Origin of the sequence: Pseudomonas sp. W2I6 (assembly GCF_030815935.1) — a bacterium.
In the GTDB taxonomy this organism is placed as follows: Bacteria; Pseudomonadota; Gammaproteobacteria; order Pseudomonadales; family Pseudomonadaceae; genus Aquipseudomonas.
The window spans coordinates 6,982,484-7,008,018 of sequence record NZ_JAUSXJ010000001.1; the positions used below are offsets into that span (position 1 = coordinate 6,982,484).

At 61.2% G+C, this 25,535-nt stretch carries 25 protein-coding genes and 1 pseudogene; 15 read left to right on the top strand and 11 right to left on the bottom strand.

What is annotated here, in order from left to right; genetic code table 11:
- The first annotated feature begins 150 nt into the window (after window positions 1–150).
- The 8 genes and pseudogenes from QF039_RS32170 to QF039_RS32205 all read left to right on the top strand — a co-directional run bounded on the left by QF039_RS32170 (window position 151) and on the right by QF039_RS32205 (window position 9,669).
- Entirely contained in the window at window positions 151–1,434 is a 1,284-nt protein-coding gene (locus tag QF039_RS32170) for an FAD-binding oxidoreductase (RefSeq protein ID WP_307522546.1), read from the top strand.
- Between the two features lie 376 nt (window positions 1,435–1,810).
- Window positions 1,811–2,947, top strand: coding sequence for a branched-chain amino acid ABC transporter substrate-binding protein (locus QF039_RS32175; RefSeq protein ID WP_307522548.1), 1,137 nt, complete (start codon window positions 1,811–1,813; stop codon window positions 2,945–2,947).
- A 253-nt stretch (window positions 2,948–3,200) separates the two neighbouring features.
- A complete protein-coding gene (locus QF039_RS32180) occupies window positions 3,201–4,115 on the top strand; it encodes a branched-chain amino acid ABC transporter permease (RefSeq protein WP_003217447.1) in 915 nt (304 codons plus the stop codon).
- 2 nt (window positions 4,116–4,117) lie between these two features.
- Window positions 4,118–5,397, top strand: a pseudogene (gene livM, locus QF039_RS32185) (high-affinity branched-chain amino acid ABC transporter permease LivM).
- Window positions 5,394–6,269, top strand: coding sequence for an ABC transporter ATP-binding protein (locus tag QF039_RS32190; protein ID WP_177083144.1), 876 nt, complete (start codon window positions 5,394–5,396; stop codon window positions 6,267–6,269). The pseudogene livM and the gene QF039_RS32190 overlap by 4 nt, the downstream one beginning before the upstream one ends.
- Window positions 6,266–6,982 carry an ABC transporter ATP-binding protein gene (locus tag QF039_RS32195; protein WP_003217439.1) on the top strand — a complete coding sequence of 239 codons (717 nt, stop codon included), beginning with the start codon at window positions 6,266–6,268 and terminating at the stop codon, window positions 6,980–6,982. The genes QF039_RS32190 and QF039_RS32195 overlap by 4 nt, the downstream gene beginning before the upstream one ends.
- A 790-nt stretch (window positions 6,983–7,772) precedes the next feature.
- Entirely contained in the window at window positions 7,773–8,540 is a 768-nt protein-coding gene (locus QF039_RS32200; protein ID WP_307522554.1) for an SDR family oxidoreductase, read from the top strand.
- Between the two features lie 223 nt (window positions 8,541–8,763).
- Window positions 8,764–9,669, top strand: a complete 906-nt coding sequence (locus tag QF039_RS32205) for a cation diffusion facilitator family transporter (RefSeq protein ID WP_003217435.1) — start codon at window positions 8,764–8,766, stop codon at window positions 9,667–9,669.
- Here the strand turns inward: QF039_RS32205 and QF039_RS32210 are convergent.
- From QF039_RS32210 to ureE, 5 genes are all read right to left on the bottom strand, one after another.
- Window positions 9,641–10,771, bottom strand: coding sequence for an AGE family epimerase/isomerase (locus tag QF039_RS32210; RefSeq protein ID WP_008439078.1), 1,131 nt, complete (start codon window positions 10,769–10,771; stop codon window positions 9,641–9,643). The two genes, QF039_RS32205 and QF039_RS32210, sit on opposite strands and share 29 nt — an antisense overlap.
- A gap of 168 nt (window positions 10,772–10,939) precedes the next feature.
- Window positions 10,940–11,512 carry a HupE/UreJ family protein gene (locus tag QF039_RS32215; protein ID WP_307522557.1) on the bottom strand — a complete coding sequence of 191 codons (573 nt, stop codon included), beginning with the start codon at window positions 11,510–11,512 and terminating at the stop codon, window positions 10,940–10,942.
- A gap of 24 nt (window positions 11,513–11,536) precedes the next feature.
- Window positions 11,537–12,151, bottom strand: a complete 615-nt coding sequence (ureG, locus tag QF039_RS32220; protein ID WP_307522559.1) for an urease accessory protein UreG — start codon at window positions 12,149–12,151, stop codon at window positions 11,537–11,539.
- A 23-nt stretch (window positions 12,152–12,174) separates the two neighbouring features.
- A complete protein-coding gene (locus QF039_RS32225; protein ID WP_003217429.1) occupies window positions 12,175–12,849 on the bottom strand; it encodes an urease accessory protein UreF in 675 nt (224 codons plus the stop codon).
- Window positions 12,846–13,346, bottom strand: coding sequence for an urease accessory protein UreE (ureE, locus tag QF039_RS32230; protein WP_008439076.1), 501 nt, complete (start codon window positions 13,344–13,346; stop codon window positions 12,846–12,848). The genes QF039_RS32225 and ureE overlap by 4 nt, the downstream gene beginning before the upstream one ends.
- 338 nt (window positions 13,347–13,684) lie before the next feature.
- Between ureE and QF039_RS32235 the strand changes: the two genes are divergently transcribed.
- On the top strand, window positions 13,685–14,173 hold the full coding sequence (locus QF039_RS32235; RefSeq protein WP_003217425.1) for a C40 family peptidase: 489 nt from the start codon (window positions 13,685–13,687) through the stop codon (window positions 14,171–14,173).
- Between the two features lies 1 nt (window position 14,174).
- Here the strand turns inward: QF039_RS32235 and QF039_RS32240 are convergent, their stop codons facing one another.
- Both QF039_RS32240 and QF039_RS32245 read right to left on the bottom strand, forming a co-directional pair.
- A complete protein-coding gene (locus tag QF039_RS32240) occupies window positions 14,175–14,807 on the bottom strand; it encodes a TetR family transcriptional regulator (RefSeq protein ID WP_003217423.1) in 633 nt (210 codons plus the stop codon).
- 151 nt (window positions 14,808–14,958) lie between these two features.
- Window positions 14,959–15,408 (bottom strand): hypothetical protein, encoded by a 450-nt coding sequence (locus QF039_RS32245; RefSeq protein ID WP_003217421.1) that lies wholly within the window; start codon window positions 15,406–15,408, stop codon window positions 14,959–14,961.
- Window positions 15,409–15,776: 368 nt separating this feature from the next.
- Between QF039_RS32245 and QF039_RS32250 the strand changes: the two genes are divergently transcribed.
- Window positions 15,777–17,846 (top strand): AsmA family protein, encoded by a 2,070-nt coding sequence (locus QF039_RS32250; RefSeq protein ID WP_003217419.1) that lies wholly within the window; start codon window positions 15,777–15,779, stop codon window positions 17,844–17,846.
- A gap of 127 nt (window positions 17,847–17,973) precedes the next feature.
- Here QF039_RS32250 and QF039_RS32255 read toward each other — a convergent pair whose 3' ends face one another.
- Both QF039_RS32255 and QF039_RS32260 read right to left on the bottom strand, forming a co-directional pair.
- The gene (locus QF039_RS32255) at window positions 17,974–18,504 is read right to left on the bottom strand and encodes a bacterioferritin (protein ID WP_003217418.1); all 531 of its coding nucleotides are present in this window, start codon (window positions 18,502–18,504) and stop codon (window positions 17,974–17,976) included.
- 98 nt (window positions 18,505–18,602) lie between these two features.
- Window positions 18,603–19,514, bottom strand: a complete 912-nt coding sequence (locus QF039_RS32260; RefSeq protein ID WP_085984661.1) for a LysR substrate-binding domain-containing protein — start codon at window positions 19,512–19,514, stop codon at window positions 18,603–18,605.
- Between the two features lie 124 nt (window positions 19,515–19,638).
- Here QF039_RS32260 and QF039_RS32265 point away from each other — a divergent pair, with 124 nt between their 5' ends.
- Together QF039_RS32265 and QF039_RS32270 are read left to right on the top strand one after the other, a co-directional pair.
- The gene (locus QF039_RS32265) at window positions 19,639–20,280 is read left to right on the top strand and encodes an FMN-dependent NADH-azoreductase (RefSeq protein ID WP_102367993.1); all 642 of its coding nucleotides are present in this window, start codon (window positions 19,639–19,641) and stop codon (window positions 20,278–20,280) included.
- A gap of 1 nt (window position 20,281) precedes the next feature.
- On the top strand, window positions 20,282–20,587 hold the full coding sequence (locus QF039_RS32270) for a multidrug efflux SMR transporter (protein ID WP_003217412.1): 306 nt from the start codon (window positions 20,282–20,284) through the stop codon (window positions 20,585–20,587).
- Here QF039_RS32270 and QF039_RS32275 read toward each other — a convergent pair.
- Complete coding sequence (locus tag QF039_RS32275) at window positions 20,580–21,476, bottom strand: DMT family transporter (protein ID WP_087693122.1); 897 nt, start codon at window positions 21,474–21,476, stop codon at window positions 20,580–20,582. The two genes, QF039_RS32270 and QF039_RS32275, sit on opposite strands and share 8 nt — an antisense overlap.
- A gap of 97 nt (window positions 21,477–21,573) precedes the next feature.
- Here QF039_RS32275 and QF039_RS32280 point away from each other — a divergent pair, with 97 nt between their 5' ends.
- The 3 genes from QF039_RS32280 (at window position 21,574) to QF039_RS32290 (ending at window position 23,946) form a co-directional block, all read left to right on the top strand.
- Window positions 21,574–22,368 (top strand): helix-turn-helix transcriptional regulator, encoded by a 795-nt coding sequence (locus QF039_RS32280; protein WP_003217407.1) that lies wholly within the window; start codon window positions 21,574–21,576, stop codon window positions 22,366–22,368.
- A gap of 63 nt (window positions 22,369–22,431) precedes the next feature.
- The gene (locus tag QF039_RS32285) at window positions 22,432–22,746 is read left to right on the top strand and encodes a PsiF family protein (RefSeq protein ID WP_003217404.1); all 315 of its coding nucleotides are present in this window, start codon (window positions 22,432–22,434) and stop codon (window positions 22,744–22,746) included.
- 186 nt (window positions 22,747–22,932) lie between these two features.
- The gene (locus QF039_RS32290) at window positions 22,933–23,946 is read left to right on the top strand and encodes an AI-2E family transporter (RefSeq protein ID WP_003217402.1); all 1,014 of its coding nucleotides are present in this window, start codon (window positions 22,933–22,935) and stop codon (window positions 23,944–23,946) included.
- Window positions 23,947–24,080: 134 nt separating this feature from the next.
- Here QF039_RS32290 and QF039_RS32295 read toward each other — a convergent pair whose 3' ends face one another.
- Window positions 24,081–25,349, bottom strand: a complete 1,269-nt coding sequence (locus QF039_RS32295; RefSeq protein ID WP_003217400.1) for an Hsp70 family protein — start codon at window positions 25,347–25,349, stop codon at window positions 24,081–24,083.
- Window positions 25,350–25,535: the final 186 nt, after the last annotated feature.

Below are 25,535 nucleotides of genomic sequence, written 5' to 3' on the forward strand. Positions count from 1 at the left end.
GTCAATGTGGGAGCTGGCTTGCCTGCGATAGCATCACCCCGGTGTAACTGATACACCGAGGTGCCTGCATCGCAGGCAAGCCAGCTCCCACATTTGATCGGGTTCGCACATCAACAAAAGTGGTTTGTTAGGTCTCATCGGAGTCTGGCAATGGCATTACGCGAAGCATGTTTGTGGGAACAACTCACTCCTGGCCGGCCGGATCGTGCCGCGCTCAAGGGCGAGGTAAAAGTGGATGTGTGCGTGATCGGCGCCGGCATCACCGGTTTGTCTGCAGCCATTCACTTGCTGGAACAAGGAAAAAGTGTCGCCGTACTCGAGGCCCATCGCACCGGCCACGGTGGTTCGGGGCGCAACGTAGGGCTGGTCAATGCAGGGATGTGGATTCCCCCGGACGAGATCGAAGCCGGTTTTGGTACCGCGGTGGGCAGCCAGCTCAACCGCATGCTCGGCGCGGCACCGTCCCTGGTGTTCAGCCTGATCGACAAATACAAGATCGACTGCCAACTGCGTCGCGAGGGCACCTTGCACATGGCGCACAACGCCCGTGGCGAGGCGGATTTGCGCAGCCGTGAAGAACAGTGGAAGCGTCGCGGTGCACCGGTGGAGCTGTTGACCGGCGCTGCATGCGAACAAGCCACCGGTACCAAAAAGATCGCCGCCGCCTTGCTCGACCGGCGGGCCGGCACCTTGAACCCGATGGCCTACACCAGTGGTTTGGCCAATGCCGCCGTCGGGCTCGGCGGGCAGTTGTTCGATCACTCCCCAGTCACCCAACTGGAACGCCAGGGCCAGCACTGGTCTGTGCAGACTGCCCAAGGCTCGGTGCAGGCCGAACAGGTGGTGATCGCTTCGAACGCCTACACCGAAGGCGAGTGGACCGAGCTGCGCCGCAACTTTTTCCCCGGTTATTACTATCAGGTGGCATCGGCCCCTCTGACCGACGACGCCGCCCAACAAATCCTGCCCGGCGGGCAAGGCTCCTGGGACACTCGCCAGGTACTCAGCAGCATCCGCCGCGACGCCGAAGGCCGCCTGCTGCTCGGCAGCCTGGGCAACGGCAACCAGAAACCTGCGTGGTTCCTCAAGGCCTGGGCCGATCGGGTGCAACAGCACTACTTCCCGTACCTCAAGCCGGTGCAGTGGGAGTGCACCTGGACCGGCTGCATCGCGTTCACCCCGGACCACTTGATGCGCCTGTTCGAACCGGCGCCCGGGCTGGTGGCGGTCACCGGTTACAACGGGCGCGGGGTGACGACCGGCAGTGTCGTGGGCAAAGCCTTCGCGGATTATCTGTGTCACCAGGATCCACAGGCACTGCCGATCCCCTTTGCTCCGATGCAGCCGTTGGCCGGTGTGGGCCTGCGCAGCTGTTTGTACGAGGCGGGATTCTCGCTGTATCACGCGGGCCAATGCTTGCGGATCGTGATCTGATCAACGAAATACCCCTCAGAAGCCTGCATTTTCTTAGCCGGCTACTAATCTGTATTGGTGCGAGTCGTAGCAGTAACGCACTGTAAATGTGCACTTCCGTTACGCACGCTGTTACATGTTTAAGGGTGGCCGTTTAGTGGCCGGGTTGCAGTGCTTGATTGGTCGGGTTGCACTTTATAGGTCCAATGGTTGCACCTGGTTGAGATAGACGGTTGCACGTCCAATCAAAAGGCGCTCAAAAACCTGCAATAACAATGACACCGTGTCTTTTTGAATAATAAAAACGTAATGGCACGACGCTTGCTCTGGGCTTTCTCCGAAAGTTTTTGAAGTGAAGCTGCAGTGCCAATTCAACAAAAACCTCGGAGCACCACTCATGTCCCAGACGTTTTACAAGAAAGGTTTTCTAGCCCTCGCCGTTGCTGCGGCGCTGGGTGTTTCTGCGTTTGCTCAAGCTGATGTGAAGATTGGCGTAGCGGGGCCGATGACCGGCGCCAACGCGGCATTTGGTGAGCAGTACATGAAAGGTGCCCAGGCGGCAGCCGATGTCATCAACAAGGCCGGCGGCATCAACGGCGAGCAGATCAAGCTGGTGGCCGGCGATGACGCCTGCGAACCCAAGCAGGCCGTGGCCGTGGCCAACCGTCTGGCAGACCAGGACAAAGTGATTGGCGTGGTCGGGCACTTCTGCTCGTCGAACACTATCCCGGCGTCCGAGGTGTACGACGAAGCGGGCATCATCATGATCACCCCGGGCTCCACCAACCCGCAGGTTACCGAGCGTGGCCTGTCGGCCGTGTTCCGCATGTGTGGTCGTGACGATCAGCAAGGCATCGTGGCCGGCGACTACATCGTCGACGTGCTCAAGGGCAAGAAAGTTGCCGTTATCAACGACAAGGACACCTACGGCAAAGGTCTGGCCGACGCCACTGCGGCGCAGTTGACCAAGCGCGGCGTGAAGCCGGTGCTGGAAGAAGGCCTGACCCGTGGCGAGAAAGATTTCAGCGCCCTGGTCACCAAGATCCGCTCCACCGGTGCTGACGTCGTGTACTTCGGCGGCCTGCACCCGGAAGCCGGCCCACTGGTTCGGCAGATTCGTGAAGCCGGCCTGAAAGACGTCAAGTTCATGTCCGATGACGGCGTGGTCACCGACGAACTGGTGTCGACCGCCGGTGGTGCGCAGTATGTGGATGGCGTGTACATGACCTTCGGCGCCGACCCGCGCCTGCTGCCAGACAGCAAAACCGTCGTGGAAGAGTTCCGCAAAAATGGCACCGAGCCTGAAGGCTACACCCTGTACGCCTACGCCTCGATCCAGGCCCTGGCCGCCGGCTTCAATGGCGCCAAGTCCAACAAGGGCGAAGACGCGGCCAAATGGCTGAAATCCCACCCGGTCAAAACCGTCATGGGCGAGAAGAACTGGGACGCCAAGGGCGACCTGAAAATCTCCGACTATGTGGTTTACCAGTGGGACAAGGACGGCAAGTATCACCAGCTGGAAAAGCAGAAGTAATAGTTAGCGCGATGGGTTAGACGCCACTTGACCCTGTGGGAACCGGGCTTTTGTGGGAGCTGGCTTGCCTGCGATAGCGTCACCTCGGGTTGACTGACATTCCGAGGTGTCGCTATCGCGGGCAAGCCCGGCGCCCACACACGCCAGCTCCCACACGGGGACTTGGTTGCCAGCCCCTTTTGTGTCTGTCTTTTCCTCCTAGAAGATCCGCACACCCACAGGTGTGCAGGCTCTCACTGCGTGAGATTGCGTTATGGATGGTATTTTCCTGCAGCAACTGGTCAATGGGCTGACCCTCGGGTCTGTCTATGGCTTGATCGCCATCGGCTACACAATGGTCTATGGCATCATTGGCATGATCAACTTCGCCCATGGCGAGGTTTATATGATTTCCGCTTACCTCGCGGCGATCAGTCTGGCACTGCTGGCTTACTTCGGCATCGAATCCTTCCCGCTGCTCATCCTTGGCACCCTGATCTTCACCGTCGTCGTCACCGGCGTCTACGGCTGGGTCATCGAGCGTGTCGCCTACAAACCGCTGCGCAACTCCACCCGACTGGCACCGCTGATCAGCGCCATCGGTATTTCGCTGATCCTGCAGAACTACGCGCAGATCGCCCAGGGCGCCAAGCAACAAGGCATCCCGACGCTGCTGGCCGGCGCCTGGAGAGTCGATATCGGCACCGGCTTCGTGCAATTGACCTACACCAAGGTGTTCATCCTGGTGGCCGCGTTCGTCGGCATGGGCCTGCTGACCTACATCATCAAGTACACCAAGCTCGGCCGCATGTGCCGCGCTACCCAGCAAGACCGCAAGATGGCGTCGATCCTCGGTATCAACACCGACCGGGTCATCTCCTACGTATTCGTGATTGGTGCCGCCATGGCCGCGCTGGCCGGTGTGCTGATCACCCTGAACTACGGCACGTTCGACTTCTATGCCGGCTTCATCATCGGCATCAAGGCATTTACCGCAGCTGTACTCGGCGGCATCGGCTCCCTGCCTGGGGCCATGCTGGGGGGGATCATCCTGGGTATTTCCGAGTCGCTGTTCTCGGGGTTGATCAACTCTGACTACAAAGACGTGTTCAGTTTCTCCCTGCTGGTGGTGATCCTGATTTTCCGTCCCCAGGGCCTGCTCGGTCGCCCACTCGTGGCGAAGGTATAACTATGTCTGCTGCCTACTCTATCGATATCAAGAAAAGTGTCGTCGATGCGGTACTCGCCGGGCTGATTTCGCTGATCGTGTTCGGTCCGATCGTCGGCGTGGTCCTCGACGGCTACAGCTTCAACCTGCAACCGGCGCGTGTCGGCATCCTGGTGGCCATCGTGATGGTCGGCCGGTTCGCCATGAGCCTGTTCCTGCAAACCCCAAGGGGCCTGCGGATTCTGCAAGGGTTTGAAAGCACCGGCTCCGGTGTGCATGTGCTCAAGCCGGACTACAAGTCGCGCCTGCGCTGGATCATCCCGGCGTTGATCGTGATTGCTATCGTGTTCCCGTTCTTTGCCAACAAATACCTGCTGACCGTGGTGATCCTCGGGTTGATCTACGTGTTGCTGGGCCTTGGCCTGAACATCGTGGTCGGCCTGGCCGGGCTGCTCGACCTGGGTTACGTGGCGTTCTATGCCATCGGCGCCTATGGCCTGGCGCTGGGTTACCAGTACCTCGGCCTGGGCTTCTGGTCGGTGCTGCCGCTGGCGGCGATTTGTGCGGCGCTGGCGGGGTGCATACTCGGGTTTCCGGTGCTGCGAATGCACGGCGATTACCTGGCGATCGTGACCCTGGGCTTCGGTGAAATCATCCGCCTGGTGCTGAATAACTGGCTGTCGTTTACCGGTGGCCCGAACGGCATGCCGGTGCCCTCGCCGACGTTTTTCGGCCTGGAGTTCGTGCGCAAGGCGAAGGATGGCGGGGTGCCGTTCCACGAGTTCTTCGGCATCGACTACAACCCCAACATCAAATTCCTGTTCATCTACATCGTGCTGTTCCTGGTGGTGCTGCTGGTGCTGTACATCAAGCACCGCCTGACCCGCATGCCGGTGGGCCGCGCGTGGGAAGCCTTGCGCGAAGACGAAATCGCCTGCCGTTCCATGGGCCTCAACCACGTGCTGGTGTGAAGCTCTCGGCGTTCACCATCGGCGCGTCCACTGCCGGCCTGGCCGGGGTGTTTTTCGCCAGCTACCAGGGCTTCGTCAACCCGTCGTCGTTCACCTTCTTCGAGTCGGCGCTGATCCTGGCCATCGTGGTATTGGGCGGCATGGGCTCGACCGTCGGCGTGGTGATTGCCGCGTTCGTGCTGACGGTGGCGCCGGAGCTGCTGCGCAGCTTCTCCGAGTACCGCGTGCTGCTCTTCGGCGTGTTGATGGTGGTGATGATGATCTGGCGACCACGAGGCCTGATTCGTATCAGCCGTACCGGTGTTGTCCCACGTAAAGGAGTGGCGCCATGAGCAAGGAAGTCGTTCTTTCCGTGGAACACCTGATGATGCACTTTGGTGGCATCAAGGCCTTGAGCGACGTAAGTCTCAAGGTCAAGCGCAACTCGATCTTCGCCCTGATCGGTCCCAACGGTGCCGGCAAGACCACCGTGTTCAACTGCCTGACCGGTTTCTACAAAGCCTCCGGCGGCAAGATCGAACTCAATGTGCGCGGCAAGCAGACCAACGTGATCCAACTGCTGGGCGAGCGCTTCAAGGCCACCGACTTTGTCTCGCCGAAAAGCTTCTTTAGCCGGGTGTTCTACAAGATGTTCGGCGGCACTCACCTGGTGAACCGGGCGGGTTTGGCGCGCACCTTCCAGAACATTCGCCTGTTCAAGGAAATGTCGGTGGTGGAGAACCTGCTGGTGGCCCAGCACATGTGGGTCAACCGCAACATGCTCGCGGGCATCCTCAATACCAAGGGCTACCGCAAGGCTGAAAGCGATGCCCTCGACCATGCGTTCTACTGGCTGGAAGTGGTGGACCTGGTGGACTGCGCCAACCGCCTGGCCGGCGAGCTGTCCTACGGCCAGCAGCGCCGCCTGGAAATCGCCCGTGCCATGTGCACCCGGCCGCAGATTATTTGCCTCGACGAACCGGCCGCCGGCCTCAACCCCCAGGAAACCGAAGCCCTCAGCGCGATGATTCGCCTGCTGCGGGACGAGCACGACCTGACGGTGGTGCTGATCGAACACGACATGGGCATGGTGATGAGTATTTCCGACCACATCGTGGTGCTGGACCACGGCAACGTGATTGCCGAGGGCGGGCCGGAAGCGATCCGCAATGATCCGAAGGTGATCGCGGCTTATCTGGGCGCTGACGAAGAGGAGCTGGTATGAGTGAGCCAATCCTCGAACTGAAAGACCTGGACGTGTTCTACGGCCCGATCCAGGCCCTGAAGAAAGTTTCGCTGCACATCAACGAAGGCGAAACCGTGAGCCTGATTGGCTCCAACGGCGCGGGTAAATCCACGCTGCTGATGTCGATCTTTGGCCAGCCACGGGCCGAGTCCGGGCAGATCATCTACCGCGGCGTCGACATTACCCACAAGTCGTCCCACTACATCGCCTCCAACGGCATTGCGCAGTCGCCGGAAGGGCGGCGGGTGTTCCCCGACATGACCGTCGAGGAAAACCTGCTGATGGGCACCATCCCGATTGGCGACAAGTTCGCCACCGAAGACATGCAGCGCATGTTCGAGCTGTTCCCGCGGCTCAAGGAGCGGCGCAACCAGCGGGCGATGACCATGTCCGGTGGTGAACAGCAGATGCTTGCCATCGCCCGCGCACTGATGAGCCGGCCCAAGCTGTTGCTGCTGGACGAGCCGAGCCTGGGGCTGGCGCCGATCGTGGTGAAGCAGATCTTTTCCACGCTGCGGGAGCTGGCGTCTACCGGCATGACCATCTTCCTGGTGGAGCAGAACGCCAACCATGCGCTGCGCTTGTCGGACCGGGCGTACGTGATGGTCAACGGCGAGATTCGCCTTACCGGCACCGGCAAGGAGCTGCTGGTAAATGAGGAGGTGCGTAACGCCTACCTCGGCGGGCACTGATGTAACTCTGATCGTTCCCACGCTCCGCGTGGGAACGCCTCTTGTGACGCTCTGCGTCACGCTTTGGGACGCGGAGCGTCCCGGCCTGCATTCCCACGCAGAGCGTGGGAACGATCATCCACAGTGCTTTCCTGAAATTGTGGACAACAAATCCAGGCACCTGCCAAAGCGCGACATATAGCCGCCGCAAATCCCTGTTTTGTCACAGTTTTGACTTGTCCCCAAGCACTGTGGAACCGGCTGTGGGTAACGTGGGAGTAGCTGGCTGGAGGCCTTTGTTTTCGTGGCTTGCAGCGTGGTGGTTGTTTATTGATCAGTGAGTTTTTCGTGACCGCCCGAGGGTTTTGTCAACCTGTTTAAAGACACAGGTATATGACCGGAATATGTCACTCCGGCCTGTGGATAAGTCTGTGACTAAACTCTGGAAAGAGTGCCGCAGAGGCCGGAATGACTGGCCTGGAGCCATCGTCCTGGTTGCACCGTTTTGAACCGAGCTACATACGGGCTGCGCAAGGTCAAGCAAAAAACTTTTTGAATCGCGCTGAAAGCCTTGTGTAGCGCGGCTTTCAGCTTTTGTACTTGCCCCCAAAGACTGTGGACGTGGCTGTGGATAAGGTGCGCGCACATGGCTGCACGCCACGGCCTGTATGGCTTTCGGGCGATTGGTTGAATTTCGTACAGCATGAGCGGCATTCACCTGTGTCCACAGCGTGTATCAGTTGCCGCCAGCCCGGTAGCCGGGCATTCTGCTGGCTGATTTTTTACCTCGTAGCCCCGCAAGGAGAACACCATGTCCGATACGCTGTTTATTACTGGCGCGACCTCCGGTTTTGGCGAAGCCTGTGCCCGCCGTTTTGCCGAAGCCGGCTGGAAACTGGTGCTCACCGGCCGCCGCGCAGAGCGCTTGAACGCCCTGTGCGCCGAGCTTTCCAAGCAGACCGAAGTGCTCGGCCTGGTGGTGGACGTGCGTGACCGTAGGGCCATGGAAGAGGCGATCGCCAACCTGCCGCCGTCCTTTGCCACGCTGCGCGGGCTGATCAACAACGCCGGCCTGGCGGTGGGCACCGACCCTGCGCCGAAGTGCAGCCTCGACGATTGGGAAACCATGGTCGACACCAACATCAAGGGCCTGCTGACCACCACCAGCCTGCTGTTGCCGCGCCTGATCGCCCACGGCCGTGGCGCTGGCATCATCAACCTCGGTTCCATTGCCGGCAGCTACCCGTACCCGGGCAGCCACGTGTATGGCGGCACCAAGGCCTTCGTCAAACAGTTCTCGCTGAACCTGCGTTGCGACCTGCAGGGCACCGGCGTGCGCGTGACCAACATCGAGCCGGGCCTGTGTGAGAGTGAGTTCTCGCTGGTGCGCTTTGCCGGTGACCAGGCGCGTTATGACGCGACTTATGCCGGTGCCGAGCCGATCCAGCCGCAGGACATTGCGGATACGATCTTCTGGGTGCTTAACACCCCGGCACACGTGAACATCAACCGCCTGGAGCTGATGCCAGTGAGCCAGACCTGGGCCGGGTTTGCGATTGAGCGTGGCGCCAAGGCCTAAGTTCGTCGAGCTGTTGTGGCGAGGGAGCTTGCTCCCGCTGGGCTGCGAAGCGGCCCCAAAAAAGCCAGGGCCGCTCCGCGCCCCAGCGGGAGCAAGCTCCCTCGCCACAGGGTTTTGTCAGGTTTGAATATGCGGCAAATCGGCCAAAACAGGACATAAGGTACACTCCACCCCTGAAAACCCCGCCGCGCTGTGCGGTTCAAAGGTTTTGACAGGAGGATATGTGAGTAACCGAGGTGAGCAGTCGCTGCTCAAACAATCGACCATCCTGATGTTCGCCGTGGCGATCGCCGGGATTGTCACGGGGGTGGTGTCGGGCGCCCAATCGATTTTATTCGACGGCTTTTTCTCGCTGATCGCCACCGCCATCAAGGTGCTGATGCTGATCACGGCCAAGCTGATCGCCAAGAAAAGCAACGAACGTTTCCAGTTCGGCTACTGGCACCTGGAGCCCATGGTGCTGCTGATCGAGGGCAGCTTTTTGCTGTTGATCGCCATCTACGCGTTTCTCAACGGCGTGTTCGGCATTATCAATGGCGGGCGCGATATCGAGTTGGGCCTGGTGATCATCTATGCGGCGGTGTTTACCGTCGTCGAGTTCGCCTATTTCTTCTACGTGCGTTACCGCAATCGCACGCTCAAGTCGTCGCTGATCCAGTTCGACAACATCAGTTGGCTGGTGGACGCGATGCTGTCGGTGGGGCTGCTGGTGAGCTTCCTGGCGGCGCTGTTGCTCAAGTCCCAGGGCTATGGGCAGTGGGCGGTGTATGTCGACCCGTTGATCCTGATCCTGCTGGCGTTGAGCATGCTGGCGCCGGCCTTCAAGATCCTGCGCCCGGCGCTACGCGACGTGTTGGGGATTGTGCCGGACCAGTTGGACGGCAAAGTGCGCGAAGTGATGGATGCGGCCCAGGCCAGGCATGGTTTCGATGATTACGTGTCCTACGTGCAGAAGCACGGGCGGGCGCGGTTTATCGAGATTCATGTGGTGCTGCCGGCGGATTACCCGGTGGATAACGTCGCCACCCTGGACGGGCTGCGCGAAGAAATATCCACAGGGTTGGGCAAGCCCGACGCGGCCCGCTGGCTGACGATCAGTTTTACCGGGGACCGCAAATGGATTGCGTAAGGCCCAGGTAGCACGTCGCCAAGTGGTAAGGCGTGGTCGACGGCATGTCCCGCCGGCTCACGTGCCCCTTGGCATCCAGGCACTCATTCCAGCCTTTGTCGTGCAGGAAGCGTTGTTGCAGCGCCAGCAATTGGCGTTGCAGCACGGCTTCACTGTCGGGCCGCAAGGTCAGCGCCCGCAGGTATTCGGCCTGGGCCCAGATGCGCTGGGTGCCGTCGCGCACGCTGCCGTCCAGGGCGAGCATGCCGCTGACCGCACCGGTCAGGTTGTCCACACCCTTTTGCTCGGCATAGGTGAACGCTTTGTTCAGCGATGTGTGCAGTGGTGTGCCGCGCAACAGGTCCGAAGATTCCAGCAGGAAGAACCATTCGAACTGATGCCCCGGTTCAAACCAGTTATCCACAGCGCCCAGCGGTTTTTCCATCATCACGCCGTGTTGGCGGTCGATGAAGCGCTTCTGCATGGCGTTGGCCAGGTCCAGCAACGCGTCTTGGGTGACGGCGTCCTCCCGCACGGCCAGCGTGGCGAGGAAACCTTCGGCAAGGTGCATCAGCGGGTTTTGCAGAGGGCCAGACTTGAGGGATGACCAGTTACGTTCCAGCACCGCTTCGTACAGGCCGTCGCCGGTGGCGAAGCGTTCGGCGACCACTTCCAGGGCGGCGTCGAGTACCGATTCCACCAGCGATTCACGTACCTTGGCCCAATAGTGGGCGCAGGCGAAGATGATGAAGGCGTGGGTGTAGAGGTCCTTGCGCTTATCCAGCGGCTTGCCGTGGGCGTCGATGCTGTAGAACCAGCCGCCGTGCTCGGCGTCGTGGAAGTGCCGTTGCAGGGAACGGAACAACGCGGCGGCGCGCTCCTCGGCAAAGGCTGCGCCGGGTTCACCGATCAGGCTGGCAAACAGGTACAACTGCCGTGCGCAGGCCATGGCGCGATAGCGTTGCGGGGGCAAAGGCCGATGATCGGCGTCCAGGGCCTCATAGGGCAGCGCCAGGTCGGCATTCCAGCCCGGGCCTTGCCAGAGCGGCACGATCAGGTCGTGGAAGTGCGTCAACACGGCGGTCAATTGAGGCTTGAGGGCGGAGCTTGGAGCGATGGGCATCGGCTGGCGTCGTCACGGCAGGGGTGTTTGCGCGACATGGTATCAGGCTTGGGGGAAGTGGTGGCTGTGAGTCCGCCATCGCGGGCAAGCCCGGCTCCCACAGGTGATCGAGTACACCTGTGGGAGCCGGGCTTGCCCGCGATGGGGCCATCGCAAGCGCTGAAAATCTCAGGCAGCGAGCAACCAAACCCCAGTCGCCGCCGAAACCGCACCCGCCACCCGCACCAACGGCGCAGCCGCCGCCGGCAGGAAACGCACCACGGCATAACCGGCAGCATGCAAAACCGCCGTCGCACCCACAAACCCTATGGCATACGCCCACGGGCTGGACATGTCCGGCAGCTCCAAACCATGGGCCACGCCATGGAACAGTGCAAACAGCGCCGTCGCCGCCACCGCCACGAACAATGGCGGCCGCACCGCCAGCGCTACCGCCAGGCCCAGCGCCAGCACCGACGCGGCAATCCCGCTTTCCAGCGCCGGCAGTTCCAGCCCTTCAAAGCCCAGCATCCCGCCGATCAGCATGGTGCCGACAAACGTGCACGGCAGCGCCCAGCGCGCCGAGCCTTTTTGTTGAGCGGCCCACAGGCCCACGGCGACCATTGCCAGCAAGTGGTCGATGCCGCCCAGCGGGTGGCTGATACCGGCCACCAGGCCGTTGTCGCCATGGCCGGGGTGGGCGAAGGCGAGGGCGGGAGTGAGCAGCAAGGCTGCGGCAGCGAGAAGTGTATTGAGGCGCATGGACAGGCTCCTTGTGGGGGTTGATCAGGCTGCGGTCAGCAAGCCCTGGCGTTCGATGAAGGCGACGATTTGTTCCAGGCCGACGCCGGTTTTCTGATTGCTGAAGACGAAAGGTTTACCGCCGCGCATGCGCTGGGTATCGCTGTTCATCAGCTCCAGGGATGCGCCTACCAGCGGCGCCAGGTCGATCTTGTTGATCACCAGCAGGTCGGATTTGCAGATTCCCGGCCCGCCTTTGCGCGGCAGCTTGTCGCCGGCCGACACATCGATCACGTAGATGGTCAGGTCCGACAGTTCCGGGCTGAAGGTGGCCGACAGGTTGTCGCCGCCGGATTCCACCAGGATCAGGTCCAGGCCGGGAAAGCGACGGTTGAGTTGGTCGACCGCTTCGAGGTTGATCGAGGCGTCTTCGCGAATCGCGGTGTGGGGGCAGCCGCCGGTTTCCACACCGATGATGCGCTCGGGCGCCAGGGCCTGGTTGCGCACCAGGAAGTCGGCGTCTTCGCGGGTGTAGATATCGTTGGTGACCACCGCCAGGTTGTAGCGATCACGCAGGGCCAGGCACAGGGCCAGGGTCAGGGCGGTCTTGCCGGAGCCGACCGGGCCGCCGATGCCGACGCGCAGGGGTTGGGTGTTCATGTGATTCTCCAAGATAAAGTGCCCTAGGAACGGAACAGGCGGCTGTACTGGCGCTCATGGGCCATGCACGCCAGGGACAGGCCAAACGCGGCGCTGCCGTAGTGATTGGGGTCAAGCTGGCTGGCGTCCTGCTGGGCTTGTTGCAGCAGCGGCAGCAGTTCGCTGGTCAGGCGCTGGGCGGCTTGTTGGCCCAGAGGCAGCGTCTTCATCAGCACCGCCAATTGGTTTTCCAGCCAACTCCACAGCCAGGCGGCCAGGGCGTCATCCGGGCTGATCTGCCAGGCGCGGGCGGCCAGGGCCCAGCCCAGGGCCAGGTGCGGTTCGGAGCGCTGTGCCAGGAATTCTCGGGCGGCGTCATCCAGCTCCGGTAAACCGTTCAATAGCTGGTGCAGGGAATAGCCCATCTGCCGGCTTTCCTGATAAAGCTCGCGGGTTTCACGGCTGGCGCGGTGTTCCTCGCACAACTGCGCGAGGCGTGGCCAGTCCTGTTCGGCGGCGGCCTGGCAGTGGGCGAGCAGCAGCGGCGCTTCGAAGCGCGCCAGGTTGAGCAACAGTTGATCGCTGATCCAGCGCCCGGCACTTGCCGGGTCGGTCACGCGGGCTTGCTCCACGGCCATTTCCAGGCCCTGGGAATAGCTGTAGCCACCAATCGGCAGCTGCGGACTGGCCAGACGCAACAGCGCCCAGGCTGGGTTCATAGGCGTACGCCGAACTGGTGCAGCTTGGGCGGGTAGTTGAAGTCTTCGTCGCCATGGCGGGAATGGTGGTGGCCGCCGCCATAGGCGCCGTGTTCCGGCTGGAAGGGGGCCTCGATGGTCTCGGTCGTCGCGCCCAACTGATCGAGCATGGCCTTGAGCACGTAGTCATCGAGCAGGCGCAGCCAACCGTCACCCACTTGCAGCGCCACGTGGCGGTTGCCCAGGTGATAGGCGGCGCGGGTCAGTTCAAAGGCATTGCCGCAGGTGACGTGCAGCAGTTGTTCAGGCCGGGCGCACACGCGTACGACACGTCCGTCTTCAGCCTGTAGGAATTCGCCATCGTGCAGCGGCGGTTGGCCGCGCTCCAGAAACAGGCCGACGTCTTCACCGTCGGCACTGAAACAGCGCAGGCGGCTTTTGCTGCGGGCTTCGAAATTCAGCAGCAACTCTGCGGCCCAGACGGGTTGGGGGGCGATTCGGCGGTGGATCACCAGCATCAGAAAGCTTCCAGCTATGAGCGATAAGCAAGCTAGAGCAAGGGTCTTGCCAACCACGCGGGGAGTAGGAATTCCCTGTAGGCAGGCGACTTGTGCCACCTGATGGCGCAGGAAATTATTCCAAAATGTTTCATTTTGGTGCGTGGTTGGATTTATAGCACCGGATCCGGGCGCTCGGCGTTGAATTCCATTGCTTGTTGCATGAAATTTCTTTCATCTTTTTTTGAGTTTTGATTGCTTGGGACTTTTCCTACGCACTTGCAGGATTTGCCGTGCGTTGCGTTACGCGCTGTTTCATTAGGATTCCGCTCCGTATTTAATCTTCAGCGGTTTCCACCATGTACAAGTCATTTTTCTGTTTACTCATTGTCAGTTTGTCGCTCGCCATTTCATCTGCTTCGGCCAATCTTCAGCGTGCCCCGGCATTCGCGCCGCCACCTACTATCGACAACGTGATCGACCGCGCCCACGAGCTGTTGGGCACGCCCTATAAATTGGGCGGCGCTTCGGTGAAGCAGGGCTTCGATTGCAGCAGCTTCCTGGTGTACCTGTTCAAGACCGAAGCCAACATTCATCTGCCTCGCACCACCTCGGCGATGCACCGCTCAACCGCGGCCACGGTCAAGCGCAATGCGTTGCAACCGGGTGATGCGGTGTTTTTCAGGGGCAATGGGCGCGGCCAGGTCAGCCACGTTGGTCTCTATATAGGAGAGGGCAAGTTCATCCACTCGCCACGCACGGGCAAAAGCGTGCGCATCGACTCACTGGCCAACAGCTATTGGAACCGGAACTACACCACCGCCAAGCGTTTTCACACTGTGCGCTGAGTTATTCGGTGCTGCCCAGGCCTTGCCAATGCTTGAGGCCGATAAAGATGAAACGCAGCTGCTGGGTGATCTTGGCTTGCGGCGTGAGGTGCGCAGGCAGCGCTTCGGCGGGCGGGTCGATAATGTCGGGCAGGGTGGCGAACACGCTCTTGACGATCAGGTCGGCCATCACGTGCAGGCCGTCGGCATCCAGGTGCTGGAGCTTGGGCATCAGGGTCAGGTCGGCGGCGAGGTCGCTGGCGATGTCTTCACGCAGGGCACCAATGGCTTGGCGAACGGCGAGGCTGCCACCGTATTGCTCGCGGGCCAGGAACAGGAATTGCGAACGGTTGGCGGCGACCACATCCAGGAAAATCCGCACCGAGGCATCGATGATGCCGCCCATCACGAATTCGTTGTGGCGCACCAGGCGAATCGTCGCGCGAAAGGTCTGGCCGACTTCGCTGACCAATACCAGGCCCAGCTGATCCATATCGGCAAAGTGACGGTAGAAACCGGTGGGCACGATGCCGGCGGTCTTGGCCACTTCACGCAGGCTGAGGCTGCCGAACCCACGGCCACACTCCATCAGATGGCGGGCTGCGTCCATCAGGGCGAGTCGGGTCTGTTGCTTCTGTTCGGCGCGGGGCAGCATTGGCAGGCGGGCTTTGTGGACAAGGACAGCGACGCACTCTAGCAAATCAGCTTTGCCAGCGTCGAACTTCAAAAGGGAGAAGGGCGTTGCGGTTCACACAAAGTCAAAGCCCGATCGGCTGATCGGGCTTTTTTCCAGGGCCAGCACGGGCTTAGCTCTGTGCTTGATGCAGTTCTGCCAGACGGTCAGCACCGCCTTCCACTACGCCGTCAGCATAAGCGCGTTTGTTGGCGCGGCTCGAACCATCTTCAACCAGGCCTTTCTGTTCCAGGCGATCACGACCACCTTCGGCAACAGCGTTGCGTTCCATCAGGCGATCAGCGCCACCTTCAACCAGACCTTTCTGTTCCAGACGATCACGGCCACCTTCAGCAACGCCTTCGGTGTAAGCACGTTTGTTGGCTTGTTCCGAACCGTTTTCAGTGATGCTGCCGTTGTAGTCGGTGTTGTTCTTGTCCGAAGCGCCGCTGCGAGCCAGGGTTTGGCTGAAGTGGGAAGCGTCGGCTTTCACTTGTGGGGTTGCCTGTTCAGCAGCTGGCAGGGCAAATGCGCTGGTGGCCAGGAGGGAAAGTGCAAAGCTTGCGAGTATTTGGCGTTTCATGATGGGTTGCTCCTTGGGAGGGCGATAAATTGGGTACAGGGCTAATGCTACTCTTGATAAGTCGATATAAAAGTTCATAAACACAATGGTAATAATCAACAGAATTGATTGTTCCCTGCGAAGGCTCTATCTCGCAGGTCTCAAGCCCGCGCTTTTGCACCGAGGTGGGTATTTTCGACACGAACGTGGGTAACAACGGTGCGTCGTTGATGATTGAAACTGTCTGGTTGGTCAGGAAAGGCGGTTTTTATGAGGAATTCATCAATGGGGTTAAACCCCCGCGCCGTTTGTCAGTCGTAGCCATATAAGCTGTAGTCAAAACGCGCGCCGCAAAGCGCCCGCTCAGTCGTAACCTGGAGTCCTGTGCAATGACGCGCACTCGTAAAATTCTCGCCTGGAGCTGCGCCAGCTTCGTTTTGTTAATCGCCATTGTGGTGTTGGTCCTGGTGTTCTTTGACTGGAACCGGATCAAGCCGCCCCTCAACGCCAAGGTCTCCGAAGAACTGCATCGACCGTTTGCCATCAATGGCAACCTGGCAGTGGTGTGGCAGCGCGAGCCCGATGAGGGTGGCTGGCGCGCCTGGATTCCGTGGCCCCATGTGATTGCCGAAGACCTGACCCTGGGCAATCCCGACTGGTCGAAAGCCCCGCAGATGGTCACCCTCAAGCGCGTGGAGTTGCGTATCTCGCCCCTGGCGTTGCTGGCCCAGCGCGTGGTGATCCCGCGTATCGACCTCACCGAACCGAGTGCGCAGTTGCAGCGCCTGGCCGATGGCCGCGCCAACTGGACCTTCAAGTTCGACCCCAAGGACCCGAATGCCGAACCGTCCAACTGGGTGGTGGACATCGGCGCCATCGGCTTCGACAAAGGCCATGTGACCCTCGACGACCAGACTCTCAAGACCCAGCTCGACGTCGTGATCGACCTGCTCGGCAAGCCGATCCCCTTCGGCGAGATCGTCGGCGATGCCGACGCCAGGAAAGCCCTGGAAAAAGGCTCGGCGCCGCAGGATTACGCGTTCGGCCTCAAGGTCAAGGGCCAATACCACGGCCAGAAACTCGATGGCACCGGCAAGATCGGTGGCCTGCTGGCCTTGCAGGACGCGGCCAAGCCGTTCCCGCTGCAAGCCCAGGCCAGGATCGGCGACACCAGCATCGCGCTGGCCGGCACCCTGACCGACCCGATGAACCTCGGCGCCCTCGACCTGCGCCTCAAACTCTCCGGCAGCAGCCTGGGCAACCTGTACCCCCTGACCGGCGTGACCCTGCCGGATTCGCCGGCCTATTCCACCGACGGCCACCTGATCGCCAAGTTGCATGAGGCCAGTGGCGCGTCGTTCCAGTATGAAAACTTCAACGGCAAGATCGGCAACAGCGACATCCACGGCAACCTCGGCTACGTCGCCAGCCAGCCGCGGCCCAAGCTCACCGGGGCGCTGGTCTCCAACCAGCTGTTGATGACCGACCTGGCGCCGCTGATCGGCGCCGACTCCAACGCCAAGCAAAAAGCCCGTGGCGGCGAAAGCAAGCAGCCGGCGACCAAGGTGCTGCCAGTGGAAGAGTTCCGCACCGAGCGCTGGCGCGACATGGATGCCGACGTCGAATTCACCGGCAAACGCATCGTCCACAGTGCCGAATTGCCGTTCACCGATCTCTACACTCACCTGGTGCTGAATGACGGGCAGTTGAGCCTGGAGCCCCTGCGTTTCGGCGTGGCCGGCGGCAAGCTCGACGCGCAGATTCGTCTCAACGGGCGCACCACGCCGATGGAAGGCCAGGCCAGACTCACCGCGCGCAACTTCAAGCTCAAGCAGCTGTTCCCGACCTTCGAGCCGATGAAAACCAGCTTCGGTGAGCTCAACGGCGACGCGGACATTTCCGGGCGCGGCAACTCCGTCGCGGCATTGCTTGGCACGTCGAATGGCGATCTGAAGATGTTGATCAACGACGGCGCCATCAGCCGCGGACTGATGGAAATCGCCGGGCTCAACGTCGGCAACTACGTGGTCGGCCGCCTGTTTGGCGACAAGGAAGTGAAGATCAACTGTGCGGCCGCAGACTTCGGCATCAAGTCGGGCCTGGCGACGACTCGCCTGTTTGTGTTCGATACCGAGAACGCGATCATCTACATCGATGGCACCGCGAACATGGCCAGCGAGCAGCTTGACCTGACCATTACTCCGGAGTCCAAAGGCTTCCGCCTGTTTTCCCTGCGCTCGCCGTTGTACGTCAACGGGCCGTTTATCAAACCGAATGCTGGCGTGAAGGCGGTGCCGCTGATGCTGCGTGGTGCGGGCATGGTTGCCTTGGGTGTGATTGCCGGCCCGGCGGCGGGCTTGCTGGCGCTGGTGGCACCGAGCGGCGATGAGCCGAACCAGTGTGCGCCGCTGTTGCAACAGATGAAGGAAGGCAAGGCACCTAAAACAGTGAAAGGCTAGCTGATGATCGTTCCCACGCTCCGCGTGGGAACGCCGCTTTGGACGCTCCGCGTCCGCTCTCAGGGCGTGACGCAGAGCGTCACAAGATGCGTTCCCACGCAGAGCGTGGGAACGATCGGGGAAAGGCTTACAGGTCCTTCAGAATATCCGCCATGTCGTCGGCGTGTTCTTCTTCCTGGGCCAGGATGTCTTCGAAGATCCGGCGAGTGGTCGGGTCTTTGTCACCGATGTACTGGATGATTTCGCGATAGCTGTCTACCGCGATGCGCTCGGCCACCAGGTCTTCGTAGACCATCTCCTTCAGCGTATTGCCGGCCACGTACTGCGCGTGGGAATTCTTCGACAGCAGGTCGGGGTTGAACTCCGGCTCGCCACCCAACTGCACGATACGCTCGGCCAACTTGTCGGCGTGTTCGGCTTCCTGGGTGGCGTGCTCGAGGAACTCCTCGGCGGCGACATGCGCCTTGACGCCATTGGCCATGAAGTAGTGGCGCTTGTAGCGCAGCACGCACACCAGCTCGGTGGCCAGTGATTCGTTGAGCAGACGCAGGATTTCCTGGCGGTCGGCGTCATAACCTTCGGTCACGGCACCGTTTTCGACGTTCTTGCGGGCGCGGTCACGTAAAGTGGCTACGTCAGACAAATGTGAGTCAGTCATCTCATTCTCCTGGTACTAATCCGGTTTTGCGCCACGCTCTGCCGGCGTGATCGCTCCAAGTTGTGAGTCCCAGGCAACGCAAAAAGTTTTATCGGATTTTACAGAGCGTGCCCCGACAGCCGCGCTTCCTCCTGCAACCACTCAAAAAACGCCCGGACCGGCGGGTGCCGTTCCCGTCCCGGTACGCACAGGGCGCTGTAGCCGGCGCCGTTGACGCGGACCTGTGGCCGGTAAGGCACCAGCAACCCGCTGGCGACGCTTTCCGAGACCAGGATATTGCTCGCCAGCACCAGGCCCTGGCCGGCGATGGCCGCTTGCAGGGCGTAGTGTTCTTCGTCGTATTCGCGCAGCGGCGAAGCGGATTGCAACCAATCTTCCCCGGCCTTTTCGCACCAGGCCTGCCAGCCCAGGGCGTACAGCCTGGAGTTGTGCCAGCGCACGCTGATCAGGGTCGGGGTGCGCTCGCGCGCCAGGGCGACTTGTTCGGGGGAGCCATACACGGCGAAACATTCGTCGAACAGGCACAAACCGTAGAGGTTCGTGTAGTCGTCGATGCTGTAGCGGATCACCAGGTCGACGCTGGCATCCTGCTGTAAATCGACCACGGCGCAGTTGGTGTCCAGGCGCAGGCTGATATCCGGATGGGCGGCATAGAAGCGCCCGAGTCGCGGCACCAGCCACAGAGCGGCAAACGCCGGCGTAGTGGAGAGCGTGAGATTGCCGGCGCTGCGCTGCGGGCGCAGGGTGTCGACGCTTTGCGCGACGTCCAGCAAGGCGCCGTGCAGGCTGTGGAACAGGCGTTCGCCGCGTTCCGTCAGGCGCACCTGGCGCGGCAGGCGCTCGAACAGCGGTACGCCGAGCCAGGTTTCCAGGGAGCGAATCTGATGGGACACCGCCGTCGGCGTGACCGACAACTCCTGGGCGGCGGCCTTGAAGCTCAACAGGCGCGAGGCCGATTCAAAGGCGCGCAGGGCGGTCAGGGGCAGCGAAGCAAACATGTGTGGCTCCATGGATGAATTCAGTTCATCCAAAACAACTATTGCTCATTTGTGAGGGTGGCCGCTCGGCTCTAGATTTATGCGCAACAGAGGCAGCCATTCAGGTTGCCTGAGTCTAGCGTGTGAAGGCCTACAGATGAAAAAAATGCTTGCGATCCATTCCAGCCCCCGCGGCGAACGTTCCCACTCCCGGCGCCTTGCCGAGGTGTTCCTGGCCGCTTGGCACACCGCCAATCCCGACGCGCAGCTGACCCGCCGCGAAGTGGGCCGGGCGTCTATCCCCCACGTCAGCGAAGCGTTCATTGCCGCCAGCTTCCACCCGGAGCCGCAGGCGATGCCGTTGTCCATGCACGCCGATTTGCAACTGAGCAATGAGCTGGTAGCCGAGCTCGTCGAGCACGAACTGCTGGTGATTTCCGTACCGATGTACAACTTCGGGATTCCCAGCGGCCTCAAGGCCTGGATCGACCAGATCGTGCGCATGGGCCTCACCGTGGATATCACCCAGGACAGCCAGGGTATCGCCCAGTACCAGCCGTTATTGTTGGGCAAAAAGGCCTTGATCATCACCAGTCGCGGCGGCAGCGGCTTTGGCCCGGGCGGGGAAAACGAGGCGATGAACCACGCCGATCCGCACCTGCGGACCGCGTTGGGGTTCATCGGCATTGAAGACGTCACGGTGATCGCCGCAGAAGGCGAAGAGTCCGACCCGAGCGTTTTCCGCCGTTCCTGCGATGCAGTCGAAGGGCAACTGCGCGACCTGGCCGGGAGCTTCTGAAGTGTCGTGGCTTTTCCTGCTGATCGCCGCCGGCTTTGAGGTGACCTTCGCCATGGGCATGAAGTACGCCGACGGTTTCACCCGGCTGTGGCCGTCGCTGGTCACCGTCGTCGCGGCCGTGGGCGGGATCTACTTCCTGACCCTGGCCATGCGTGAGTTGCCGGTGAGCGTGGCCTACCCGATCTGGACCGCCATTGGCTCACTGGGCACTGTGTTTCTCGGGTTCGCGTTGCTGGGGGAGAGCCTGACGCTGATCAAGCTGGTGTCGGTGGGCTTGATCGTCGCCGGAGTGGTGGGGCTCAAGTAGCTTCCTGCGCGCTGACATTGCTGCGAACCGGCGTCGTCCAGCGCTCCGACAAAATCACCCCGCCCAGGGTCAGCAAGCCGCCCACCAGGTGATACATCGCCAGTTGCTCCTTCAACACCACTGCGGCAATCAACGCGGTGATCAGTGGCAGCAGGTTGAAAAACAGCGTGGTGCGGCTTGGGCCGAGGGTCTTCACCGAATGCATCCAGGCCAGCGGCGCGAGCATCGAGGCCAGCAGGCAGGCGTACAGCACCAGCGGGATATTCGACCAGCCAAGGCCGGCCTTGTCGGAGAGCAGGAACAGCGGAAACAACACCACCACCGCCACCAGCACCTGCAGGTACAGCAACACCAGTGGCGGCAAGCGCAGCTGCCATTTTTTCAGCAGGGTGCTGTAGACCGCGTAGGCGAGGGTGGCCACCAGCATCATCGCGTCACCCATATTCAGCCCGTGTTGCAGCAGGGCGCTGAGACTACCGGCGGAAACCACCACTACCACGCCGGCAAACGACAGCACGGCACCGGTCAGGGCGCCGAAGGTCAGGCGCTGGCCAAGGCTGATGATTGCGGCGGTAAGAGCCATCAGTGGCATCAGCGAGAGGATGATGCCCATATTGGTGGCCGAGGTCAGGTTCGCGGCGTAATACGCCAGGCTCTGGTACACCGCCATGCCCAGCACGCCGAGGATGAAGATCTTGCCCAGGTTGGGACGAATCAGCGGCCAGTTGGCGATGACGGGTTTGAGCATGAACGGGGTAAACAGCAGGCCGGCCAGAAGCCAGCGGTAAAAACCGATCTCGGCAGGGAAAATCGTCCCCACCGCGAGTTTGTTGACCACGGTATTGCCGGCCCAGATAAAAATGGCCAGTAACGGATAAGCGTATTGCATCGAAAAGAACCAGTTGCGTCTATGAGCGGTGATTATCCTTTGTCTGGATCGAAGCCTATACTTCGATCCAGCCATCCGACCTTTGTATCCAGACAACATGCTCAAGAAGTACATCAACCTTCCCGATTTTGACCAGCTGCCGGCCCCGGTGTATTTCCGTTATTCGGAATTCGAGGCCGACACCCACGCCAGCGCCCACCAGCATGCCTGGGGTTCCCTGGACTACTCGGCCCGTGGCGTGATGCGCTTTGAAGTGGCCGGCAGCCGCTTTATGTCGCCGCCGCAATATGCGGTATGGATCCCACCCAACACCCAGCACAGTTCCTACAACGCCCAGGCGATCGTCTACCGCTCCGTATATCTGGCGCCCGCCTTGTGCGAGCAATTGCCGGCGCAGCCGTGCACCCTGACCATCAGCGATATCCTCAAGGCGATCCTCAGTGATTTCGCCGAGCGTGATGTCAACATTCCCGAGAACGAAGCCGACGTGCGCCTGGCCCAGGTGCTGGTAGACCAGCTCAGGCAGGCGCCGGTGCACGATTGTTTCCTGCCGTATGCCAGCCATCCCGGGTTGCTCAGTGTGCTGGAGGGCATGCAGGCCGACCCTGGCGATAACCGCGCGCTGGCCCAGTGGGCGCAGCAGGTGCATGTCAGTGAGCGCACCCTGGCGCGGCAATTTGTGCGTGAGCTGGGGATGAGCTTCGGCGAATGGCGCCAACGCCTGCGGTTCCTGGCGTCGATCGAAGCGCTGGACAGCGCGCGCAGCGTCCAGGAAGTCGCGTTTGACCTGGGCTACAGCACGGCCTCGGCGTTTATCGCGATGTTCCAGCGCCAGGCCGGCTGCACGCCGGAGCAGTATCGCCGGACCCATATACGCGGCAGGAAGGTGTAACAGGGTTTGACTACACTGCTGGGGAGGCCGTGCCCCTCGGCACGGTAACAGGGAGAAAACTCCATGAAGATGCTGCGTATTCCGCTGTTGATGATGGGCCTGCTGCTGTGTTCCCAAGGCTTTGCCGCGACTGCCGCACAGACGGCTCAGCAACAAAAAATGACTACCTGCAACGCCGAAGCCAAGACCAGTGGCAAGACCGGTGATGATCGCAAGGCGTTCATGAGCAACTGCCTCAAGGCGGCCCCGGCGGCCAACGACGCCAAGACCCTGACCCCACAGCAACAGAAGATGAAAGATTGCAACGCCACCGCGAAAACCCAGGCGCTGACCGGCGATGCGCGTAAAACCTTTATGAGCACCTGCCTGAAGAAATAATGATGCAGAACTCTGTGGGCGCTGGCTTGCCCAAGATTGCGACCTGACAGTCGATGCCTTTGTTGGCTGACCCACCGCCATCGCAGGCAAGCCAGCTCCCACATTGGACCGCGTTTAGACTTCTCGCTTGATTCACCCAACGCTGGCAGACTGCCCATCCTTTAACGCCGTTCGTTTTGAGGCTGTATGCCAACGTTTTCTCAGCGTCACGTGTTGTTGTTGGTCAGTTGCGTGCTGATTTTTGGCGGGCTGCTGCTGGTTTTGCCATTGAAGTTGCTGCCGAGCCTGCTGGCCGGGCTGCTGGTGTATGAGCTGGTCAACATGCTCACCCCGCAGTTGCAGCGGTTGATCGAAGGCCGGCGTGCGCGCTGGTTGGCGGTAGCCTTGCTGGGAACCTTGATCGTCAGCATCCTGACCCTGATCTTCGCCGGGGCCATCAGCTTCCTGCTGCACGAAGCGGAAAACCCGGGGGCCTCCCTCGATAAGTTCATGGGCGTGGTCGACCGTGCCCGCGGCCAGTTGCCGCCGTTCCTCGACGCCTACCTGCCGGCCAGCGCCGCCGAGTTCCGCGTGGCCATCGGCGAATGGCTGAGCAAACACCTCAGCGAACTGCAACTGGTGGGCAAAGACGCCGCGCACATGTTCGTGACCTTGCTGATCGGCATGGTGCTGGGGGCGATCATCGCCCTGCAACGGGTGCCGGACCTGACCAAGCGCAAACCCCTGGCGGCCGCGCTGTTTGATCGCCTGCACCTGCTGGTCCAGGCCTTTCGCAACATCGTTTTCGCGCAGATCAAGATCGCCGCGCTGAACACCGCGTTCACCGCGATCTTCCTCGCGGTGGTGCTGCCGTTGTGCGGGATCCACCTGCCGTTGACCAAGACGTTGATCGTGCTGACGTTCCTGCTGGGCCTGCTGCCGGTGATCGGCAACCTGATGTCCAACACCCTGATCACCATCGTGGCCTTGTCGCTGTCGATCTGGGTGGCGGTGGCGGCGTTGGGCTACCTGATCGTGATCCACAAGGTCGAGTACTTCCTCAACGCGCGGATCGTCGGCGGGCAGATCAGTGCCAAGTCGTGGGAATTGTTGCTGGCGATGCTGGTGTTCGAAGCCGCGTTCGGCCTGCCGGGGGTGGTGGCGGGGCCGATTTATTATGCGTACTTGAAGAGTGAGTTGAAGCTGGCGGGGATGGTTTAGGCATTGATGTTGCCTGGACTGGCCCCTTCGCGAGCAAGCCCGCTCCCACATTTGACCGAGTTCCAACTTTGGAATGCAGCCGAATGTGGGAGCGGGCTTGCTCGCGAAGGGCGCGCCACGGTTTCAGCTAAAACTCAGTAGCCGTAGCGCTTGCTGGCCTCAATCGCCAGACCACTGCCAATACTGCCAAAGATATTCCCTTCCACATGCTGCGCATTCGGCAGCATCGCCGAGATGCTGTGGCGCAGCGCCGGAATCCCGCTGGAACCCCCGGTAAAGAACACCGTGTCTACCTGGGCCACGTCCACCGAGGCGTCGTTGAGCAGTTGCGTCACCGCATTGCGCACCCGCTCCAGCAAGCCATCGATGGCCGACTCGAACAACGCCCGGCTCAATTCCACGCTCAGCCCTGGCTCAACCCGGTCCAGCAGCACATGGCGGCTGTCCTGCCGGGTCAGCTGGATCTTGGTTTCTTCCACTTCCATCGCCAACCAGTGCCCGGCGCGCTGTTCGATCAGGTTGAACAGGCGGTCGATGCCACCCGTGTCCTCGATGTCGTAGCGCATGCTGCCCAGCGCCAGCTTGGATTTCTGTGAATACACCGAGTTGATGGTGTGCCAGGTCGCAAGGTTCATGTGGTGGCTGGTGGGCATGTAGGCGCCGCTTTTCATGCGGCTGCCGTAGCCGAACAGCGGCATCATGCCGGCCAGGGAGAGTTGCTTGTCGAAGTCGGTACCGCCGATGTGCACACCGCCGGTGGCGAGGATGTCGTCGTGGCGGTTGTCGATCTGGCGGCGCTCGGGCGACAGGCGCACCAGGGAGAAGTCGGAGGTACCCCCGCCGATGTCGACAATCAGCACCAGCTCTTCTTTCTCGATGGTGGACTCGTAGTCGAAGGCCGCGGCAATCGGTTCGTACTGGAACGAGATGTCCTTGAAGCCGATCTTGCGGGCCACGTCCACCAGGGTGTTCTCGGCTTCCTGGTCGGCCATCGGGTCGTCGTCGACGAAAAATACCGGACGGCCCAGCACCACTTCGTCGAACTCACGCCCGGCGGTGGTCTCGGCGCGGCTCTTGAGTTGGCCGATAAACAGCGCCAGCAGGTCGGTGAACGGCATGGCCGTGCCCAATACACTGGTGTCGTGCTTGATCAGCTTGGAACCCAGCAGGCTCTTGAGCGAGCGCATCAGCCGGCCTTCGTAGTTTTCCAGGTACTCGTGCAGGGCCAGGCGACCGTACACCGGGCGGCGCTCTTCGAAGTTGAAGAACACCACCGACGGCAGCGTGATCTTGTCGTCCTCCAGCGCGATAAGCGTTTCCATGCCGGGACGAATCCAGCCGACGGTGGAGTTGGACGTGCCGAAGTCGATACCGCAGGCACGGGCTGGGGATGGGTTTTTCATGTCAATCGGGTTCCGGTTGAAAAACGGCCGCGCAGTGTATGCCACCCGCGTGCAGATGCGTAGGCCGACTATCCGCTAAATACAACGCACTTGTTACCTTGAAAGCCCGGCCTTTGCCCCCAAATCCTCCCCATACGGTTGGTGGCTGCAGGATTCTGCCCGCAGCGCCGATAAACTTCTGACGCA

What these genes read in the sequence shown, in the direction of transcription:
- QF039_RS32170 (WP_307522546.1), top strand. Translation starts at nt 151, where the DNA reads ATGGCATTACGCGAAGCATGTTTGTGGGAACAACTCACTCCTGGCCGG.
- QF039_RS32175 (WP_307522548.1), top strand. Translation starts at nt 1,811, where the DNA reads ATGTCCCAGACGTTTTACAAGAAAGGTTTTCTAGCCCTCGCCGTTGCT.
- QF039_RS32180 (WP_003217447.1), top strand. Translation starts at nt 3,201, where the DNA reads ATGGATGGTATTTTCCTGCAGCAACTGGTCAATGGGCTGACCCTCGGG.
- QF039_RS32190 (WP_177083144.1), top strand. Translation starts at nt 5,394, where the DNA reads ATGAGCAAGGAAGTCGTTCTTTCCGTGGAACACCTGATGATGCACTTT.
- QF039_RS32195 (WP_003217439.1), top strand. Translation starts at nt 6,266, where the DNA reads ATGAGTGAGCCAATCCTCGAACTGAAAGACCTGGACGTGTTCTACGGC.
- QF039_RS32200 (WP_307522554.1), top strand. Translation starts at nt 7,773, where the DNA reads ATGTCCGATACGCTGTTTATTACTGGCGCGACCTCCGGTTTTGGCGAA.
- QF039_RS32210 (WP_008439078.1), bottom strand. Translation starts at nt 10,771, where the DNA reads ATGCCCATCGCTCCAAGCTCCGCCCTCAAGCCTCAATTGACCGCCGTG.
- QF039_RS32215 (WP_307522557.1), bottom strand. Translation starts at nt 11,512, where the DNA reads ATGCGCCTCAATACACTTCTCGCTGCCGCAGCCTTGCTGCTCACTCCC.
- ureG (WP_307522559.1), bottom strand. Translation starts at nt 12,151, where the DNA reads ATGAACACCCAACCCCTGCGCGTCGGCATCGGCGGCCCGGTCGGCTCC.
- QF039_RS32225 (WP_003217429.1), bottom strand. Translation starts at nt 12,849, where the DNA reads ATGAACCCAGCCTGGGCGCTGTTGCGTCTGGCCAGTCCGCAGCTGCCG.
- ureE (WP_008439076.1), bottom strand. Translation starts at nt 13,346, where the DNA reads ATGCTGGTGATCCACCGCCGAATCGCCCCCCAACCCGTCTGGGCCGCA.
- QF039_RS32235 (WP_003217425.1), top strand. Translation starts at nt 13,685, where the DNA reads ATGTACAAGTCATTTTTCTGTTTACTCATTGTCAGTTTGTCGCTCGCC.
- QF039_RS32240 (WP_003217423.1), bottom strand. Translation starts at nt 14,807, where the DNA reads ATGCTGCCCCGCGCCGAACAGAAGCAACAGACCCGACTCGCCCTGATG.
- QF039_RS32245 (WP_003217421.1), bottom strand. Translation starts at nt 15,408, where the DNA reads ATGAAACGCCAAATACTCGCAAGCTTTGCACTTTCCCTCCTGGCCACC.
- QF039_RS32250 (WP_003217419.1), top strand. Translation starts at nt 15,777, where the DNA reads ATGACGCGCACTCGTAAAATTCTCGCCTGGAGCTGCGCCAGCTTCGTT.
- QF039_RS32255 (WP_003217418.1), bottom strand. Translation starts at nt 18,504, where the DNA reads ATGACTGACTCACATTTGTCTGACGTAGCCACTTTACGTGACCGCGCC.
- QF039_RS32260 (WP_085984661.1), bottom strand. Translation starts at nt 19,514, where the DNA reads ATGGAGCCACACATGTTTGCTTCGCTGCCCCTGACCGCCCTGCGCGCC.
- QF039_RS32265 (WP_102367993.1), top strand. Translation starts at nt 19,639, where the DNA reads ATGAAAAAAATGCTTGCGATCCATTCCAGCCCCCGCGGCGAACGTTCC.
- QF039_RS32275 (WP_087693122.1), bottom strand. Translation starts at nt 21,476, where the DNA reads ATGCAATACGCTTATCCGTTACTGGCCATTTTTATCTGGGCCGGCAAT.
- QF039_RS32280 (WP_003217407.1), top strand. Translation starts at nt 21,574, where the DNA reads ATGCTCAAGAAGTACATCAACCTTCCCGATTTTGACCAGCTGCCGGCC.
- QF039_RS32285 (WP_003217404.1), top strand. Translation starts at nt 22,432, where the DNA reads ATGAAGATGCTGCGTATTCCGCTGTTGATGATGGGCCTGCTGCTGTGT.
- QF039_RS32290 (WP_003217402.1), top strand. Translation starts at nt 22,933, where the DNA reads ATGCCAACGTTTTCTCAGCGTCACGTGTTGTTGTTGGTCAGTTGCGTG.
- QF039_RS32295 (WP_003217400.1), bottom strand. Translation starts at nt 25,349, where the DNA reads ATGAAAAACCCATCCCCAGCCCGTGCCTGCGGTATCGACTTCGGCACG.